The following is a 17,490-nucleotide window of genomic DNA, read 5'->3' on the forward strand; positions in this document are numbered from 1 at the left end:
CAGCTATCGAAACAGAAGCATTCGCTTCAGAGCCCGCCCGTGCGCTTGACCTTGGGATCGGAGTAGGTCAGCGGCTGGTCGTTGCGCACCTGCTGGGCCAGGCGTTCCTGCAGCGTGGTCTTGTTGATGTCCTGGGCCAGTTCCACCGCGCTGCCACTGGCGCGCCACATGGACTGGATGAACTCCAGCAACTGCTTGGAGATGGGCTCCTTGGGCGGCTCCTCGGGCTCCTTGGGCGCTTCCTTCTTGGCCTCGGCCAGGGTCCAGTCGCGGTTTTCCTCGTCCGGCGCGGAAGGTTTGTCCGGCTCGCGGGGCTTGTCCTGCCCGCGCAGGGCGGCGCCCTCGCCCAGCCGGTCCACCGACTCGACGGGGTTGGACGCGTGCACGGGCCGCACCGGCACGGCGCCCGAGGCACCAGTGGAATACAAGTCAGCGCCCTGGGGACGCCACTGGAAGGATGGCGAACGGTCTACAGGTGGCAGTTGCATGGCAATGGTCCTCGGTGAATGCCCAATGCGGCAGCTACAGCTACCGCCTCGTCGTACATTCATTACGGCAAAAAGAAGGGTGAATTGAGGCCAGATCAACCGATTGTCACAAATTAAGGGTTTTCACCTAGTTTGTGCCTTACCTTCCATTTCCCCTTCAGCGCCCGCCACGCCTGCGCCAGGCGCTATAGAAACCGCTCCAGCAGCTTGCGCGAATGGCGGTCCAGCGCGGTCACGTCGGGCACGCGGAACTGCAGGCCGTCGGTGGCGGCGATGAGCAGGTGGGTGCGTCCGCCCAGGCGCCGGATGTCCTCCTCGCCCTTGAGCACGAGCTGCGCCGGGCCGCGGTCGGTGTCCACCTGCCACGTGCTGGGCGTGGAGAAGCTCGATACGGAGCGGATGCACGCGATGGTGGGCACGAACTCACGTGCGGCCAGTTCCTCCTCGACCAGGGTGCGCGTTGCGGCTCCGAGCCGGTCCAGGTGCGGCACCCAGGCCAGTTCGTGGCCGTCGGCGCCGACGAGCGACAGGCCCTCAGTTGGCGCGGCGATGGGAAAGGCGCGCACGGGAGTCACGCCCACATGCTCGGTGCCGTCTTCCAGGCGCAGCACCAGGCGGCCGTGCGGATTGCGCGAAAGGTTCAAGGTATCGGTCACAGGTGGGCCTCCTCTTCGGCGCGGCGGGCCTGGGCTTCATAGAGGCGCCAGTAGGCGCCCTGCTGTTCCATGAGGGCGTCGTGCGGTCCGACCTCGACGATCTCGCCGCGGTCCATGACGACGAGGCGATCGGCCTTGCGCAGCGTGGACAGGCGGTGGGCGATGGCGATGGTGGTGCGGCCCTTGACGAGGTTGTCCAGCGCCTTCTGGATTTCCTTCTCGGTCTCCGTGTCCACGGCCGAGGTGGCCTCGTCGAGGATCAGGATGCGCGGATCGATGAGCAGCGCACGCGCAATGCTGATGCGCTGGCGCTCGCCGCCCGACAGGCCCTGGCCGCGCTCGCCCACCAAGCTGTCGTAGCCGTGCGGCAGGCGCAGGATGAACTCGTGCGCGTGCGCGGCGCGCGCGGCGGCCACGATTTCCTCGCGCGTGGCGTCGGGTTTGCCGTAGGCGATGTTCTCGGCGATGGTGCCGAAGAACAGGAAGGGCTCCTGCAGCACCAGGCCGATGTGGCGGCGAAAGTCCGCCACGGCCATGCGGCGGATGTCCACGCCGTCCACCAGGATGGCGCCGTCGCTTACGTCGTAGAAGCGGCTGATGAGGTTGACCAGCGTGCTCTTGCCCGAGCCGCTGTGGCCCACGAGGCCGATCATCTCGCCCGGGCGTATGTCGAGCGACAGGTTGCGGATCACCGTGCGGCTGCCGTAGCGGAAACTTAACGCCCGCATCTCGATGGCGCCCTGCACGCGCTCCACCTTCACCGGGTTCACCGGATCGGGCACGTTGCTCACGTGGTCCAGGATGTCGAAGATGCGCTTGGCTCCCGCCGCCGCCTTCTGCGTGACGGAGACGATGCGGCTCATGGAATCGAGCCGCGTGTAGAACCGGCCGATGTAGGCGATGAACGCCGCGAGCACGCCCACGGTGATCTGGTTCTGGGCCACGAGCCAGATGCCGAAGCCCCAGACGACGAGCAGGCCGACCTCGGTCATCAGCGAGACGGTGGGGGCGAACAGGCTCCAGGTCTTGTTGAGCCGGTCGTTCACCTCCAGGTTGTGCTGGTTGGCGGCGCGGAAGCGGTCGGCCTCGCGCTTTTCCTGCGCGAAGGCCTTCACCACGCGGATGCCGGGGATGGTATCGGCCAGCACGTTGGTCACTTCGCTCCAGACGCGGTCGATCTTCTCGAAACCGGTGCGCAGCTTGTCGCGCACGGTGTGGATCAGCCACGCGATGAAAGGCAGCGGCACCAGCGTGACCAGCGCCAGCCACGGGTTGATGGAGAACAGGATCACCGACGTCATCACGATCATGAGCACGTCGGTGGCGAAATCGAGCGCGTTGAGCGAGAGAAAGACGTTGATGCGGTCCGTTTCGGAGCCGATGCGCGCCATCAAGTCGCCCGTGCGCTTGCTGCCGAAATAGTCCAGCGACAGGCGCATCAGGTGCTCGTAGGTGGTCGTGCGCAGGTCGGCGCCGATGCGCTCGGACACCAATGCCAGGATGTAAGTGCGCGCCCACCCCAGTCCCCAGGCCAGCAGCGCCGCGAGCAGCAGGCCGCCCAGGTACATGGCCGCCCGCTCTGTGGGGATGGGCGTGCCGCTCTGGTAGGGGATGAGGATCTCGTCCATGAGCGGGATCGTCATGTACGGCGGCACCAGCGAGGCGGCCGTGGAGGCCAGCGTGAGCCCGAAGCCCGCCGCGAGCTGCTTCTTGTACGGCCGCGCGAACCGCCACAAGCGCAGCAGCACCCAGGTGGAGGTGTGCGGCGCCTGCTGGCGCGCGCAGGCCGGGCATTCGTCGCTGTCGGGTGGCAGGGGCGTTTGGCAGGCGGCGCAGCGCGGCGTGTCGTCCTCGGCGGGCGCGGCCAGGGCGTGGGGGCTGTCCAGACGCTCGACCTGGCGCTCGAACGCCTGCGCCAGCAGCAGCGCCTGGGGGTGGTGCCCCAGCGTGAAGCGCCACAGCGCCAGGCGCCGGTCGGCGTCGTGCAGCGCCAGCGTGCCTACGCCGCCGTGGTCGGCCATGCGCAGCTGCATGCCGGGGGCGGCCGGCCATTCGCCCTGCGCGCCCTCGGCGCCCCAGGCGATGAGGCGGCGGTCGGTGACGGCCAGCAGGCCGGGGGCGAAGCGCAGGTCGGGGGTCAGGTCAACCTCGAAGGCGGCCTGCACGTTTTCGTCGGAAGCGAGCGCCGCTCGCAGGCCGGCCCCCAGGGGGCCGGACAAGACACCTGAGGCGTCCACGGAATGGTGATGTTGCATGTTGTTTGGGTCATATGCGCCGCCCGGCCCTGCCCGGCGGCGCCCGCGCGCACGGGCCGATTGTGATGGACACCTCCAGCCTCCGTCCCGCCGCCTGCGCATCGCCTTGTAACGCGCGCATGCCACCCTCCGCTGACACTGCGCAGCCTTCCATCTGAGCGCACAATCTCCGTCACCCCCGGCCAGCGGCGCGCGGCGCCCGGCCTTCCGACTCTCCACGCTGCATTCCATGGCGAAATTCAAAGACATCCAACTCCTGCGCGCCACCTACCTGCGCGGCCCCAGCGTATGGACCTACCGCCCCATCCTGGAGGTCTGGCTGGACCTGGGCGAGCTGGAGGACTACCCGTCGAACAAGCTGCCCGGCTTCAACCAGCGCCTGACGGCCTGGCTGCCCAACCTGATTGAGCACCACTGCGGCGTGGGCGAGCGCGGCGGCTTCATCCAGCGGCTGGAGGGCGGCACCTGGATGGGCCACGTGCTGGAACACATCATCATCGAGTTGCTGAACCTCGCCGGCATGCCCGCCGAATTCGGCCAGACGCGCGAGATCTCCCAGCGCGGCGTCTACCGCATGGTGTTCCGCTGCCCCGAGGAAACCGTGGCGCGCACCGCCCTGGCCTGGGGCCACCAGCTCATCATGGCGGCCATCAACGACGAGCCGTTCGACCTGAAGCCCGCCATCCAGGCCATCAAGACCGAGATCAACGACCGCTACCTGGGCCCGAGCACCGGCTGCATCGTGGACGCGGCCGGCGAGCGCCGCATCCCGCACATCCGCCTGAACGACGGCAACCTGGTGCAGCTCGGCTACGGCGCCGCGCAGCGCCGCATCTGGACGGCCGAGAGCGACCAGACCAGCGCCATCGCCGAGGGCATCGCGCAGGACAAGGATTTCACCAAGCGCCTGCTGACCGCCTGCGGCGTGCCCGTGCCCGAGGGGCAGATCGTGGCATCGCCCGAGGAGGCCTGGGAGGTGGCGCAGGATATCGGCTTCCCCGTCACGGTGAAGCCCTCGGACGGCAACCACGCGCGCGGCGTGACGCTGGAGCTCTCCAAGGAGGCCGACATCAAGGCCGCCTTCGCCCTGGCCGCGCCCGAGGGCTCGGACGTGATCGTCGAGAAGTTCATCGACGGCGTGGAGCACCGCATCCTGGTGGTGGGCGGCAAGGTGGTGGCCGCCACCAAGGGCGAGACGGTGAGCGTGCACGGCAACGGCCGCTCCACGCTGCGCGAGCTGGTGGAGGTGCTCAACCAGGACCCGCGCCGCGGCCCCGAGCAGGAATACCCGCTGGACTGGATCAAGCTGGAGTCCGGCGCCGTCACGCTGGAGCTGCGCCGCCAGGGCGTCACACCCGACTCGGTGATCCCGCAGGGCCGCAGCATCCTGCTGCAGCGCAACGGCAACATGGCCATCGACTGCACGGACGAGGTGCACCCCGACGTGGCCTACTACGCCCAGCTCGCCGCAAAAATAGTCGGCCTGGACATCGCGGGCATGGACATGATCCTGCAGGACGTCTCCAGGCCCATGAAGGAACAGGGCGGCGCCATCCTCGAAGTAAACGCCGGCCCCGGCCTGCTCATGCACCTCAAGCCCACCAGCGGCGCGCCGCGCCCCGTGGGCATGGCTATCGTGGACCACCTGTTCCCGCGCACCGACGACGCCGCCGGCGCGGGCCGCATCCACCTGGTGGGCATCGCCGGCACACGCGGCAACGCCTTCACCGCCCGGCTGGTGGGCTGGCTGCTGCAGCTGTCGGGCAAGCTCACCGGCGTGGCCAGCAGCGAAGGCATGTTCCTGGCCAACCGCCAGACCCAGAAGCACGACACCGCCAACTGGGCCGGCGCCCACCGCCTGCTCACCAACCGCCTGGCCCAGGCCGCCGTGATCCAGACCACGGCCCGCTCCATCCTCGAGGAAGGGCTGGCCTACGACCGCTGCCTGGTCGGCGTGGTGACCGACATGGACGGCTGGGAGCCCCTGGCCGACCACGACGTGCGCGAGCAGGCGCAGATGACGCGCGTGCTGCGTACCCAGATCGACGTGGTGCTGGACGAAGGCGCGGGCGTGCTCAACGCCGACATCGCGCAGGTGGCCGACCTCGCACGCCTGTGCGACGGCGAGGTGCTGCTGTATTCCGCCCAGGCCGACAACCCCGCCATCGCCACCCACCGGGGCGAGGGCGAAGGCCGCGCGGTGTTCGTGCGCGGCGAGCAGGTGGTGCTGGCCACCGGTGCCAGCGAGCGCGTGCTGGGCACGCTGGCCGCGCTGCAGCCCGCCGGCCGGCAGCCTGACACGCCGGCACTGCTCGCGGCGATCGCGGCCGCCTGGTCCATGGACATCGCCCCCGACCTGATCGCCGCGGGCATCAAGACCTTCGAGTACACGGGCGCCTGATTCAAAAACATAGCTGCCACCGCTTGATGGATAAGCGCTAGAGGCCTATTTGACTCATAAAGAGAACCCCATGCAGATCACCCGCATCCGCGCCCTGCGCGGCCCCAACCTCTGGACCCGCAGCACCGCCATCGAGGCCGTGGTGCACTGCGCGCCTGGCGAGTGCGACTACGCCGCCCTGCCCGGCTTCGAGGACCGCCTGCGCGCGCGCTTCCCGCAGATCGGCGCGCTGCAGCCCCACGGCGCCGACCAGCGCCTGACGCTGGCCCACGTGCTGGAAGTGGCGGCCCTGGCACTGCAGGCGCAGGCCGGCTGCCCGGTCACCTTCAGCCGCACGCACGAAACCGTGGAGGCGGGCACCTACCAGGTGGTGGTCGAATACACCGAGGAGGCCGTGGGCCACCAGGCCATGGAACAAGCCGAGAAGCTGGTGCAGGCCGCGCTGGCCGATACGCCCTTCGACGCCGACGCCGTGGTCGCCCAGCTGCGCGAGCTGGACGAGGACGAGCGCATCGGTCCGTCCACCGGCGCCATCGTCGACGCGGCCGTGGCGCGCGGCATTCCGTTCCGGCGGCTGACGAGCGGCTCGCTGGTGCAGCTCGGCTGGGGCTCAAAGGCCCGCCGCATCCAGGCTGCCGAGCTGGACGCGACCAGCGCCGTGGCCGAATCCATCGCGCAGGACAAGGACCTGACCAAGCGCCTGCTGCATGCCGCCGGCGTACCCGTGCCGCTGGGCCGCCCCGTCACGGACGTGGAAGACGCCTGGAAGGTGGCCGAGGAAGTCGGCCTGCCCGTGGTCGTGAAGCCGCAGGACGGCAACCAGGGCAAGGGCGTGGTGGTCAACATCACCACGCGCGAACAGCTCGAGGCCGCCTACAAGACCGCCAGCGAATTCGGCGACGAGATCATGGTGGAGCGCTTCCTGCCCGGCCACGACTTCCGCCTGCTCGTGGTGGGCAACCAGCTCGTGGCCGCCGCGCGACGCGAGCCGCCGCAGGTGCTGGGCGATGGCCTGCACACTATTTCGCAGCTGGTGGACATCGTCAACCAGGATCCGCGCCGCGGCAGCGGCCACGGCACGGCGCTCACCAAGGTGCGGCTGGACGACATCGCCGTCGCGCGCATCGCCGCCGACGGCCTCACGCCCGAATCCGTGCCCGCCCAGGGCCAGCGCGTGGTGCTGCGCAACAACGCCAACCTCTCCACCGGCGGCAGCGCCACCGACGTGACCGACGACGTGCACCCCGAGATCGCCGCGCGCGCCGTGGAGGCCGCGCAGACCATCGGCCTGCACATCTGCGGCGTGGACGTGGTCTGCGAGACCATGCTGCGCCCGCTGGAGGAACAAAGCGGCGGCATCGTCGAGGTGAACGCCGCGCCCGGCCTGCGCATGCACCTCGCGCCCTCGTTCGGCCGCCCGCGCAATGTGGGCGTGCCCATGGTGGACGCGCTGTTCCCGCCGGGGCAGGACGGGCGCATCCCGCTCGTGGCCGTCACCGGCACCAACGGCAAGACCACCACCACGCGCCTGATCGCGCACCTGTTCACCGCGCACGGCTGGCGCACGGCCATGACCAACACCGACGGCGTGTACGTCAACGGCCGCCAGATCGACAGCGGCGACTGCTCCGGCCCCAAGAGCGCACGCAACGCGCTGGCCCACCCCGAGACCGATGCCGCCGTGCTCGAATGCGCACGCGGCGGCCTGCTGCGCGAGGGCCTGGGCTTCGACCGCGCGCAGGTGGCCGTGGTCACCAACGTGGGCGAGGGCGACCACCTGGGGCTGAACTTCATCCACACCGTGGAGGACGTGGCCGTGCTCAAGCGCGTCATCGTGCAGAACGTCGCGCAGGACGGCTACGCCGTGCTCAACGCCGCCGACCCGCACGTGGCCGCCATGGCGGCGAGCTGCCCCGGCAAGGTGATTTTCTTCGCCGCCGACCGCCACCACCCCGTCATGGCCACGCACCGCGCGCAAGGCGCCCGCGTGGTCTACGTGGACGAGGGCCATATCGTCGCCGCCGAAGGCTCGTGGCGCGAGAGCATCCCGCTGCGCGACATTCCCCTGACGCGGGGCGGCACCATCGGCTTCCAGGTCGAGAACGCCATGGCCTCCATCGCCGCCGCCTGGGGCGTGGGCCTGCCGTGGCAGACCATCCGCCGCGGACTGGCCGGCTTCGTGAACGACAGCGACAACGCGCCCGGCCGCTTCAACGTCATGGACTACCGCGGCGCCACGCTGATCGCCGACTACGGCCACAACCCCGACGCCATCCGCGCCCTGGTGCAGGCCGTGGACGCCATGCCCGGCCAGCGCCGCAGCGTGGTCATCAGTGGCGCGGGCGACCGCCGCGACCAGGACATCACCGAACAGACCCTGATCCTGGGCCGCGCCTTCGACGACGTGATCCTCTACCAGGACGCGTGCCAGCGCGGCCGCGCCGACGGCGAGGTGCTGGCCCTGCTGCAAAAGGGCCTGCAGGGCGCGCCGCGCACCAGCTACGTGACCGAGATCCACGGCGAGTTCGCCGCCATCGACCACGCGCTGGCGCGCCTGGCGCCCGGCGACCTGTGCCTGGTGCTGGTGGACCAGGTGGAGGAGGCGCTCGCGCACCTGCACCGCCACGTGAGCGGAGAGCAGCATGCGGCGGCTTGAAGGCATCGCCGGCGCCACCTGCGCCCTGCTGCTGGCCGCCTGCGGCGCGCGCGCCGAGCAGGTGGGCGCCGTGGACACGGTGTTCAAGTTCATCGGCCCCGACCACAAGATCGTGGTCGATGCCTACGACGATCCCAAGGTGCAGGGCGTGACCTGCTACGTCTCGCGCGCCAAGACCGGCGGCATCAAGGGCGGGCTCGGGCTGGCGGAAGACAAGTCCGAGGCCTCGATCGCCTGCGTGCAGACCGGCGCCATCCAGATACCGCAGCCGCTGCCGCAGCAGGAAGAAGTGTTCACCGAGCGCACCTCGCTGCTCTTCAAGCGCCTGCGCGTGGTGCGCATGGTCGACGCGAAGCGCAACGCGCTCGTCTACATGACGTATTCCGACCGCGTGATCGAAGGCTCGCCGCAGAACAGCGTGACGGCCGTGCCCGTGGGGCGCGGCACACCGATTCCGGTCAAATAGCCCCCGTTTGACACAATCGCCGGATTCTTCCGAAACCGCAGAATCCAGCCCCATGGCCTCCTCCAAGAAAACGCAGGCATCCCAGCTTTTCACCCAGTCCGCCCGGCCAGCAGACCTGGCCGCCGAATTGCAGCGTGCAGTCGCTCTGCACCGCGCTGGCCAATGGGCACAGGCCGGCGCCGCCTATGAACGGATATTGGCCCTGCAGCCTGGCAACTTTTCCTGCCTCCATCTGCTCGGCGTCCTGATGCTGCAGGGCGGCAGGCACGGCGATGCCGAGCGGCTGATTTCCCGGGCCATCGGGGCACAGCCGAACACAGCTACCCCCTATATCAACCTGGCCCTCGCACAGTCGGGCCAGCACAAGTACGACAACGCCCTGGACAGCATCGCAAAGGCGCTGGCCCTCCAACCCGATCTGGTGGAGGCGCAGGTCAATCGTGGGGCCATCCTTGTCCAAGCCAAGCGGTCCCAAGAGGCGGTCGATCAGCTCGACCGTCTGATCTCCACGGGACATGGCACCGCCGAGGTCTGGACCAATCGAGGCATCGCACTGGCGCAACTACGTCACTACCCGGATGCGCTGGAGAGCTACCGCAAGGCATTGTCCATCGCGCCTGCTTTTCCCAAGGCGCACTACAACATGGGAACCGCCCTGATAGAAACCAGAAACTATGGCGATGCCCTGCAAGCCCTTGATCGCGCCATCTCATCCCATCCGAACTATGCGGAAGCCTTCAGCGCCAAAGGACAGGCCCTGCATGGGCTCGGCAATCCCGGGGAGGCCAAGCCCTGGCACGAACGCGCGGCGGCGCTCAAGCCCCACGCCGCACAGATCCTGCTCAGCTATGCCAACTGCTTGGTTGATCTCCGCGAATACGAAGCCGCGCACAGGACCATCGAAGCGGCGCTATCGGCCGACCCGCAACTGGCCGATGCCTATGTAGCCGGCGGCCACCTGCTGGCATGCCAGTGGCGGCATGAGGACGCCCTTGCGAACTACGACCACGCCCTCCAGATCAATCCGTTACTGGAGTCCGCCTATTTCTTCAAGGCCACATCAGAAATGGCGCTGAAACGCTATGCTGATGCGCTCCAGAGCATGCAGCGCTGCACGGAAAGCGGTCGTTTCGATACGATGCTTGCCCGGCAGTATTGCCGGATGATGGTGTGTGACTGGACGGATTTCGATGGGAGTGTTCAACGCATCTGCGAAGAAATCCAGCCAGGCAAGCCTGCAGAACTCGCGTTTGCCTTGCTCAGCCTCATTGACGATCCTGCACTGCACTTGATCGCAGCGAGCAATTTCGCCAGCAAATGGAAGCCAGCGGCCACGCTCTCTCCAAAACCCCATGGCACAGGCAAGATCAAGATCGGGTATTACTCCGCCGATTTCCACGACCATGCAACGACCTTCCTGATGGCGGAACTCTTCGAGAGCCACGACACCGAGAGGTTCGAAATTTACGCTTTTTCCTTCGGCCCCGCGCAGGCTGCTAGCCGGATGCTAGAGCGCATCACGCGCAAGCTCGACCATTTCATCGAAGTACATGGCAAGAGCGACGAGGAGATAGCCGCACTGTCCCAGTCACTGGGCATCGACGTTGCCGTGGACCTCAAGGGGTTCACCACGGATGCCCGCTTCGGCATTTTCGCCGCACGTTGCGCGCCACTGCAGGTGAGCTACCTGGGGTATCCAGGCACAACCGGGGCAGACTTCATCGACTACGTCATCGCGGACAAGACCGTCATCCCCGAGAGCCAGCAGGCCCACTACACCGAAAAAGTCATCTATCTACCCCACAGCTACCAGGTCAACGACAGCCAGCGCGCCATTTCCAGCCGCGTTTTCGAGCGGCAGGAGTTGGGCCTGCCGCAGCAGGCCTTCGTCTTCTGTTGCTTCAACAGCAGCAACAAGATCCTTCCCGCGACTTTCGACGCCTGGATGCGTCTGCTGCGCAACGTCGATGGCAGCGTTCTATGGCTGCTGCAGAGCAACACGCCGGCCATGCAAAACCTGCGCAAAGAGGCCGAAGCCCGTGGCGTGGATGGCATGCGGCTGGTCTTTGCCGAATACATGCCCTTGGAGGAGCATCTGGCCCGCTACCGTCTGGCCGACCTGTTCATCGACACCTTCCCCTACAACGCCCATACGACCGCCAGCGATGCGTTGTGGGCAGGTCTTCCCGTGCTGACCCGCACGGGGCAGTCTTTCGCCAGCAGGGTCGCCGCGAGCCTTCTGACCGCCATTGGCCTGCCCGAATTGATTACCCACACCCCGGCCGACTTTGAAGCCAAGGCCATCGCACTGGCACACGACCCCGGCGCACTACGCGCCATCCGCGACAAGCTGGATCATCAGCGGCTCCGCAGCCCGCTGTTCGACGGCGTACAGTTCACACGGCATATGGAGTCAGCCTACATCGCCATGCACGAGCGCTACTGCCAAGGGCTGGCACCCGCTGCGATGGAAATAAAGGCATAGCCTGATACACGGTCAATCCTGCGCCGCGATGCGGCGCAGGGCCTGCTCGAACACCTCGACCGGCTGGCCGCCCTGGATCAGGTGGCGCTGGTTCACGATGACCGCCGGCACCGAGTGGATGCCATGGCTCTGGTAGTACGCCTCGCGCTCGCGCACCTCATGGGCGTAGGTGTCCGACGCCAGCACCGCGCCGGCGCGTGCCTCGTCCAGCCCCAGTTCGCGCACCAGGCGCAGCAGCACGGCCCGGTCGCCGGGGTTCTCGCCGTCGGTGAAATAGGCCTTGAACAGCGCATGCTTCAGCGCGCTCTGCTGCGCCGGGGTGCCCTCCGCCTCCAGCCAGTGCAGCAGGCGGTGGGCATCGAAGGTGTTGTAGATGCGGCCGCGCCTGTCCATGCGGAAGGTGAAGCCGAGCTGCGCCCCGCGTGCCGCAATCGCCTCCCGGGTCTGCTGCGACTGCTCGGGCGTGGCTCCGTACTTCTGCATCAGGTGCTCGCCGATGTCCTGCCCTTCGGGGCCCATGTCCGGGTTCAGCTCGAAGGGCTGGAAATGCACGTCCAGCGCCACCTCCTGCGCCAGCCGCGCGGCCGCCTGCTCCAGCGCGTGCAGGCCGATGGCGCACCAGGGGCAGGACACGTCGGAGACGAAATCGATCCGGAGGGGGATGGGCGTGTTGGCGGTCATCGCAAGGCTCCTGCGCGCAAAGCGCCCATCCTAGCCTTCGGCCTGCAGCCATGCGCGCAGCTCGGTCTTGAGCACCTTGCCATAGCTGTTCTTGGGCAGCGCCGGGACCCACCGGTATTCCTTGGGGCGCTTGAAGCGCGCGATGTGGTCCAGGCACAGCGCGTCCAGCGCCGCGTCGTCCACCGCACCGCCCTCGCCCGCGACGAGGAAGGCAACCACCACCTCGCCCCATTCCGTGTCGCGCTGGCCGACCACGGCGGCCTCGCTCACGCGCGGGTGTAGCAGCAGCACCTCTTCCACCTCGCGCGGGTAGATGTTGGAGCCGCCGGAGATGATCACGTCCTTGGAGCGGTCGCGCAGGGTGAGGAAGCCGTCCGCGTCCAGGCTGCCCACATCGCCCGTATGCAGCCAGCCGCCGCGCAGCGTGGCGGCGGTGGCCTCTTCGTTGGCCCAGTAGCCCGCCATCACCGTTTCGCCACGCACCACCACCTCGCCCGGTTCCCCGGCGGGCACGGGCCGGTCCTCGGCATCCACCACGCGCACTTCCACGCAGGCATGCGCCACGCCCACCGAGGCGATGCGCTCGGCCCATCGCGGGTGGGCGGTGTCGGCCAAATGCGCGCGCGCCAAGGCGGTGATGGTCATGGGGCTCTCGCCCTGGCCGTAGATCTGCACGAACTTCTGGCCCAGGGTGTCCAGTGCGCGGCGCAGGTCCTCCACGTACATGGGGCCGCCGCCGTAGACGATGGTCTTGAAGCCGTCCGCGGCGGCGCCCGCGCGCCGCACGTGCTCCACCAGGCGATGCACCATGGTGGGCGCAGCGAAGAGCGACAGCCGCCCCACGCTGGCGGCGAGCCGCACCAGCTCGGCCGGGTCGAAACCGCCGGATTCGGGCACCACGTGGCGCGCGCCGCGCAGCACGTGGGCGTAGTTGTACAGGCCCGCGCCGTGCGACATGGGGGCGGCGTAGACCATGGCGTCATCCGGGTGGACGTCGTCCACGTCGGTGAAATAGGCCATGGTCATGGCCAGCAGGTTGCGGTGGGTCTGCATCACGCCCTTGGGCCGGCCCGTGGTGCCGGAGGTGTAGAAGAGCGAGGCCACGTCCTGCGGCGCGCAGGCGTGTATCTCCAGCGCCGGGCCCTGCGCGGCCTGCTCCCAGGCGTCGCTGCCCAGCTCCTGCAGCGTGGCGGGCGCGGCGCCGGCGGCCAGCGCCGCATCGCGCAGCGCGCCGGACACGCACACGGCGCGCGCGCCGCTGTGCTCCAGCACGTAGGCCAGCTCGCGCGCATGCAGCTTGTAGTTGACGGGCACCGACACCGCACCGGCCCAGTGGATGGCATGCAGCGCCTCCAGGTACTGCGGGCAGTTGGCCGAGAAGATGGCCACGCGGTCGCCCGGCGCCACGGCGCAGCGCGTGCGCAGGTGGCCGGCCAGGGCCGCCACGCGGGCGGCAAGCCGGCGGTAGTCGTGCAGCACGCGCTCGCCGGCCAGCAGCGCTGGTCGGCTGGGAAAACCTGGGCGCTGCGCCGCAGCAGGTGGGAAATGTTCATCGCTGTCGTCGTCTCCTGCCCTGCACTATAAGCAGGCGGCGGCACGGTCGTCCGCTCTCATAACAATAGCTGCTTGCGCTCGGTGGATAAGCGCTGCAGGCCCTTTTTTGCTTCAAACTCACGGCATGCACACCGCACCGGACCTGTTCGCCGACGACCCCGCCCGGCCCGCCGCCCTCCCCCTGGGGCCGCAGGCCGTGCTGCTGCGCGGCTTCGCGCTCGCGCAGGCGGCGGCGCTGCTGGAGGGCGTGCACGCGGTCACGCAGCAGGCGCCCTGGCGCCGCATGGCCACGCCGGGCGGCCGCGCGCTGTCGGTGGCCACCACGGGCTGCGGGTCTCTGTCGTGGGTGAGCGACCGGCGGGGCTACCGCTACGAGGCGCACGACCCGCTCACCGGCCGGCCGTGGCCCGCGCTGCCGCCGGCCTTCCTGGCCGTGGCGCAGGCGGGGGCACTGCAAGCCGGCTTCGCGCACTTCATGCCGGACGCCTGCCTAGTCAACCGCTACGCGCCCGGCACCCGCCTGTCGCTGCACCAGGACCGCGACGAGCAGGACATGGACGCCCCCATCGTCTCCGTCTCGCTGGGCCTGCCGGCCGTGTTCCTCTGGGGCGGCGCCACGCGCGCCGAACGCCCCGAGCGCGTGCTGCTGCACCACGGCGACGTGGTCGTATGGGGCGGCGTGGACCGCCTGCGCTTCCACGGCGTGCTGCCGGTCGAGGCGGGCGAGCACCCGGCCACCGGGCCCTGGCGCATCAATCTCACGCTGCGCAAGGCGCTATTGAAAGAGGAGCTGCCTGCGCTTTCTTAGAAAGCGCCAGAGCCATTTTTTGACCCAAAATGCAGGCGGCGGACGGCACGCTGTCCTACGTCGGGGTAGGCCGCATGCCTGCACAATGGCCCGCTGCCCCCTCTTTTCGTTCAAGGGAACACATTTGCGCATTCTGTACGTCGAAGACAGCCACGAGCTGCGAGACACCATCGCCCTGCTGATGGAAGGCGATGGCCGCACCGTCACCACCTGCGCCACCGCCGAGGAAGCGCTGCAGCACGACGCGGCGCAACCCTTCGACCTGGTGGTCACCGACGTGAGCCTGCCCGGCCTGTCCGGCACCGACCTGTGCCGCCGCCTGCTGGCCGACGATCCGCAGCGCTGGGTGGTGCTGTGCTCGGGGTACGAGTTCTCCCAGCCGCTGGACAGCCTGGGCCCCTGCGTGCGGGCCCTGCTCAAGCCTTTCGAGATCGAGGAGCTGGAGGAACTGCTGGACTCCATTCAGGCCGCCCTTCAGGCCTGATTGCAAGCGCGGCGCGGCAGCGTCACCTGGAAGCAGGTGCTTCCGTCCTTCGAACAAGCCTGCACCTGCCCGCCGTGGGCCAGCACGATCTGCTGCACGATGAACAGGCCCAGGCCCAGCCCCTGGTGCTGGTCGGGAGTGCTCTGGCGGCCGCGGAACGGCTCGAACAGCCGGGGCTGCAGTTCGGCGGGAATTTCCCCGCCGTTGGTGACGCGGATCCTGACCACGCAAGTGTCGGTGCCATCCAAGTGCAGTTCCACGGGATGCTGCGGCGCGCCGTGGTGCATGGCGTTGCCCAGCAGGTTGGCCAGCACCTGGCCGAGGCGCTCGCCGTCCCACAGCCCGCACAGATCGCCCTCCTGCCGCATGCGCACCTGCCGCTGCGGATGGGCCGCATGCACTTCCTGCAGCGCGCGCTGCGCCTGCGCACCCAGGTCCACCTCGCCCGGCGCCATGACCAGGCCGCCATGCTGACGCGCGCGGGTCACGTCCAGCAGGTCCTCGATCATGCGGCCCATGCGCCGGCCCGCGATCTGCATCCGGTCCGCCAGGGACTGCACCTTGTCCTGCTCCTGCGGGCGCTGCAGCAGCGCGGCGCACGCCATGATGGCGCTCAGGGGGCCGCGCAGGTCGTGGCTGAGCACGGCCATGAACATCTCGTTGATGTAGAGCGCCTCGGTGCGCTCGCGCAGCTCGCGCGCCAGCGCGTGCTTCTGGCGCTGCAGGTCGAAGAACACCTTGGCCTTGTTCACCAGCATGTGCGGGTCGATGGGCTTGTAGAGGAAGTCCACCGCGCCCGTCTCGTAGCCCTTGAACTGCCACTGCTGGTCGCGCGAGCCGGCCGTCATGAAGATCAGCGGCACGTGGCGCGTGCGCTCGCTGCCGCGCAGCAGCTCGGCCAGCTCGAAGCCGTTCATCTCGGGCATCTGCACGTCGAGCAGGGCCAGCGCCACGTCGGAATGCGCCAGCAGCAACTCCAGCGCCTGCGGCCCGGATTCGGCCTTGAGAATCTCCACGTCGTCGCCCTGCAGCAGGGCCTCGAGCGCGACGAGGTTCTCGGGCACGTCATCGACGATCAGGCACTTGACGCGCTCTGGAGCGCCCGCCGCCGGGGGCTCCTGCGCCGAAGCGGCAAATATCACAACAGCCTCCGGGAATGCAGGGTGGTCAACAACGAAGCGATGCGCGGCGGCGGCAGCACGTGCTGCGGCTGCAGCAGGGCCATCGCCGCCTGCGGCATGGCCGGCGCGACCGCCGACTCGGGCGATTGCACCACGGTGGCGCCGCCCGCGCGCTGCACGGCCAGCAGGCCGTGCGCGCCGTCGCCGTTGGCGCCCGACAGCAGCACCGCCATGAGCCGCGGACCATACCAATCCGCGGCGGATTCGAACAGCACGTCGATCGAGGGGCGCGAGAAGTGCACCGGCGGGTCGATCGACAGGGCCAGCTGCGGCCCCGCGTCCACCAGCAGATGGTAGTCGGGCGGCGCGAAGTACACCGTGCCCGGAGCCACCGGCTCCTTGTCCTGCGGCTCGCACACGGGCAGGGCGCAGCGGTGGCGGAAGATGCTGCACAGCAGGCTGGGCCGCTCGCGCGGCAGGTGGAGCACGACCAGCACCGCGGCTTGCAGCGTGGGCGGCAGCACGGGCAGCACTTCGCCCAGCGCCTCGATGCTGCCGGCCGATCCGCCGATGACTACCGCACCGAAGGGCTGCGCGCTCATACCTCCCCCCGCTTCTGGTAGATGCGGTCCTGCGCCACGAATTCGTCGAACTGCGCCGCGTGCGCCGAGAACCGCAGCGACTCCTTGGACCCCAGGCCCAGGAAGCCCTTGCGGCACAGCGCCTCGCTGAAGAGGCCCAGCGCACGGTCCTGCAGCGCACGGTCGAAGTAGATCAGCACGTTGCGGCAGGAGACGAGCTGCACCTCGGCGAACACGCTGTCGGTGGCCAGGCTGTGGTCGGAGAACACGATGTGGCGGCGCAGGCTCTTGTCGAAGACCACGCGGCCGTAGGCGGCGCTGTAGTGGTCCGAAAGCGACGAGCGCCCGCCCGAGCGGGCATGGTTCTCGGTGAAGCCGGGCACGCGCTCGATGTCGTACACGCCGGCCTCGGCCTTCTGCAGCGCGCCGGCGTTGATGTCGGTCGCGTAGATGAGCGAGCGCTCCAGCAGCCCTTCCTCGCGCAGCAGGATGGCCAGCGAATAGACCTCCTCGCCGGTGCTGCAGCCCGCCACCCAGATCTTGAGCGAGGGGTAGGTGCGCAGCAGCGGCACCACCTTCTCGCGCAGCGAGCGGAAGTAGTCCGGGTCGCGGAACATCTCGCTGACCTGCACGGTGAGGTATTCGAGCAGTGCCGGGAACACCGCCGCGTCGTGCAGCACCAGGTGCTGCAGCTGCGACAGCGAGCCGCAGCCGAAGCGCACCAGCGCGGCCTGCAGCCGGCGCTTGAGCGATGCCTGCGCGTACCCCCGAAAGTCGTAGTGGTAGCGGCGGTAGATCGCCTCCACCAGCAGGTGCTGCTCGATCTCGAAGGTCTTGCGCGTGTGGGACATCGG

At 68.8% G+C, this 17,490-nt stretch carries 13 protein-coding genes and 1 pseudogene; 6 read left to right on the forward strand and 8 right to left on the reverse strand.

Annotated elements, in window-relative coordinates:
- Positions 1-26: 26 nt before the first annotated feature.
- The 3 genes from AAG689_RS17905 to AAG689_RS17915 all read right to left on the reverse strand — a co-directional run bounded on the left by AAG689_RS17905 (position 27) and on the right by AAG689_RS17915 (position 3,399).
- On the reverse strand, positions 27-488 hold the full coding sequence (locus AAG689_RS17905) for a hypothetical protein (protein WP_034691109.1): 462 nt from the start codon (positions 486-488) through the stop codon (positions 27-29).
- 185 nt (positions 489-673) lie between these two features.
- Positions 674-1,144 carry a DUF1854 domain-containing protein gene (locus AAG689_RS17910; RefSeq protein WP_406623133.1) on the reverse strand — a complete coding sequence of 157 codons (471 nt, stop codon included), beginning with the start codon at positions 1,142-1,144 and terminating at the stop codon, positions 674-676.
- Positions 1,141-3,399, reverse strand: a complete 2,259-nt coding sequence (locus AAG689_RS17915; RefSeq protein ID WP_406623134.1) for an ABC transporter ATP-binding protein — start codon at positions 3,397-3,399, stop codon at positions 1,141-1,143. The genes AAG689_RS17910 and AAG689_RS17915 overlap by 4 nt, the downstream gene beginning before the upstream one ends.
- A 229-nt stretch (positions 3,400-3,628) precedes the next feature.
- Between AAG689_RS17915 and cphA (AAG689_RS17920) the strand changes: the two genes are divergently transcribed.
- The 4 genes from cphA (AAG689_RS17920) to AAG689_RS17935 all read left to right on the forward strand — a co-directional run bounded on the left by cphA (AAG689_RS17920) (position 3,629) and on the right by AAG689_RS17935 (position 11,407).
- Positions 3,629-5,800: a cyanophycin synthetase gene (cphA, locus tag AAG689_RS17920; protein WP_406623135.1), complete on the forward strand. Its 2,172-nt coding sequence runs from the start codon at positions 3,629-3,631 to the stop codon at positions 5,798-5,800.
- A 70-nt stretch (positions 5,801-5,870) separates the two neighbouring features.
- Positions 5,871-8,456, forward strand: coding sequence for a cyanophycin synthetase (gene cphA / locus AAG689_RS17925; RefSeq protein WP_406623136.1), 2,586 nt, complete (start codon positions 5,871-5,873; stop codon positions 8,454-8,456).
- Positions 8,443-8,922, forward strand: a complete 480-nt coding sequence (locus AAG689_RS17930) for a CreA family protein (protein WP_406623137.1) — start codon at positions 8,443-8,445, stop codon at positions 8,920-8,922. The genes cphA (AAG689_RS17925) and AAG689_RS17930 overlap by 14 nt, the downstream gene beginning before the upstream one ends.
- Before the next feature lie 52 nt (positions 8,923-8,974).
- A complete protein-coding gene (locus AAG689_RS17935) occupies positions 8,975-11,407 on the forward strand; it encodes a tetratricopeptide repeat protein (RefSeq protein ID WP_406623138.1) in 2,433 nt (810 codons plus the stop codon).
- A 12-nt stretch (positions 11,408-11,419) separates the two neighbouring features.
- Here AAG689_RS17935 and AAG689_RS17940 read toward each other — a convergent pair whose 3' ends face one another.
- Both AAG689_RS17940 and AAG689_RS17945 read right to left on the reverse strand, forming a co-directional pair.
- Positions 11,420-12,088, reverse strand: coding sequence for a DsbA family oxidoreductase (locus AAG689_RS17940; protein ID WP_406623139.1), 669 nt, complete (start codon positions 12,086-12,088; stop codon positions 11,420-11,422).
- 30 nt (positions 12,089-12,118) lie between these two features.
- Positions 12,119-13,641 (reverse strand): annotated as a pseudogene (locus AAG689_RS17945) (class I adenylate-forming enzyme family protein).
- Between the two features lie 125 nt (positions 13,642-13,766).
- Between AAG689_RS17945 and alkB the strand changes: the two are divergent.
- Together alkB and AAG689_RS17955 are read left to right on the forward strand one after the other, a co-directional pair.
- Positions 13,767-14,450 carry a DNA oxidative demethylase AlkB gene (gene alkB / locus AAG689_RS17950; RefSeq protein WP_406623140.1) on the forward strand — a complete coding sequence of 228 codons (684 nt, stop codon included), beginning with the start codon at positions 13,767-13,769 and terminating at the stop codon, positions 14,448-14,450.
- A gap of 124 nt (positions 14,451-14,574) precedes the next feature.
- Positions 14,575-14,934 carry a response regulator gene (locus AAG689_RS17955; protein ID WP_020229379.1) on the forward strand — a complete coding sequence of 120 codons (360 nt, stop codon included), beginning with the start codon at positions 14,575-14,577 and terminating at the stop codon, positions 14,932-14,934.
- Here AAG689_RS17955 and AAG689_RS17960 read toward each other — a convergent pair.
- From AAG689_RS17960 to AAG689_RS17970, 3 genes are read right to left on the reverse strand one after another with little or no spacing between them, the layout of a single operon-like run.
- Positions 14,925-16,076, reverse strand: a complete 1,152-nt coding sequence (locus AAG689_RS17960; protein ID WP_406623141.1) for an ATP-binding protein — start codon at positions 16,074-16,076, stop codon at positions 14,925-14,927. The genes AAG689_RS17955 and AAG689_RS17960 overlap by 10 nt on opposite strands.
- A complete protein-coding gene (locus tag AAG689_RS17965) occupies positions 16,073-16,657 on the reverse strand; it encodes a chemotaxis protein CheB (RefSeq protein WP_406623142.1) in 585 nt (194 codons plus the stop codon). Before AAG689_RS17965 ends, AAG689_RS17960 begins: the two co-directional genes overlap by 4 nt.
- Positions 16,654-17,487, reverse strand: coding sequence for a CheR family methyltransferase (locus AAG689_RS17970; protein ID WP_406623143.1), 834 nt, complete (start codon positions 17,485-17,487; stop codon positions 16,654-16,656). The genes AAG689_RS17965 and AAG689_RS17970 overlap by 4 nt, the downstream gene beginning before the upstream one ends.
- Between the last annotated feature and the right edge of the window lie 3 nt (positions 17,488-17,490).

The sequence above is a fragment of the Acidovorax sp. SDU_ACID1 genome (genome assembly GCF_045291395.1).
Lineage (GTDB): Bacteria > Pseudomonadota > Gammaproteobacteria > Burkholderiales > Burkholderiaceae_C > MR-S7.

Excerpts from the sequence above, each read along its gene's own strand:
- AAG689_RS17905 (WP_034691109.1), bottom strand. The coding sequence starts at position 488 with ATGCAACTGCCACCTGTAGACCGTTCGCCATCCTTCCAGTGGCGTCCC.
- AAG689_RS17915 (WP_406623134.1), bottom strand. The coding sequence starts at position 3,399 with ATGCAACATCACCATTCCGTGGACGCCTCAGGTGTCTTGTCCGGCCCC.
- cphA (WP_406623135.1), top strand. The coding sequence starts at position 3,629 with ATGGCGAAATTCAAAGACATCCAACTCCTGCGCGCCACCTACCTGCGC.
- cphA (WP_406623136.1), top strand. The coding sequence starts at position 5,871 with ATGCAGATCACCCGCATCCGCGCCCTGCGCGGCCCCAACCTCTGGACC.
- AAG689_RS17930 (WP_406623137.1), top strand. The coding sequence starts at position 8,443 with ATGCGGCGGCTTGAAGGCATCGCCGGCGCCACCTGCGCCCTGCTGCTG.
- AAG689_RS17935 (WP_406623138.1), top strand. The coding sequence starts at position 8,975 with ATGGCCTCCTCCAAGAAAACGCAGGCATCCCAGCTTTTCACCCAGTCC.
- AAG689_RS17940 (WP_406623139.1), bottom strand. The coding sequence starts at position 12,088 with ATGACCGCCAACACGCCCATCCCCCTCCGGATCGATTTCGTCTCCGAC.
- alkB (WP_406623140.1), top strand. The coding sequence starts at position 13,767 with ATGCACACCGCACCGGACCTGTTCGCCGACGACCCCGCCCGGCCCGCC.
- AAG689_RS17965 (WP_406623142.1), bottom strand. The coding sequence starts at position 16,657 with ATGAGCGCGCAGCCCTTCGGTGCGGTAGTCATCGGCGGATCGGCCGGC.
- AAG689_RS17970 (WP_406623143.1), bottom strand. The coding sequence starts at position 17,487 with ATGTCCCACACGCGCAAGACCTTCGAGATCGAGCAGCACCTGCTGGTG.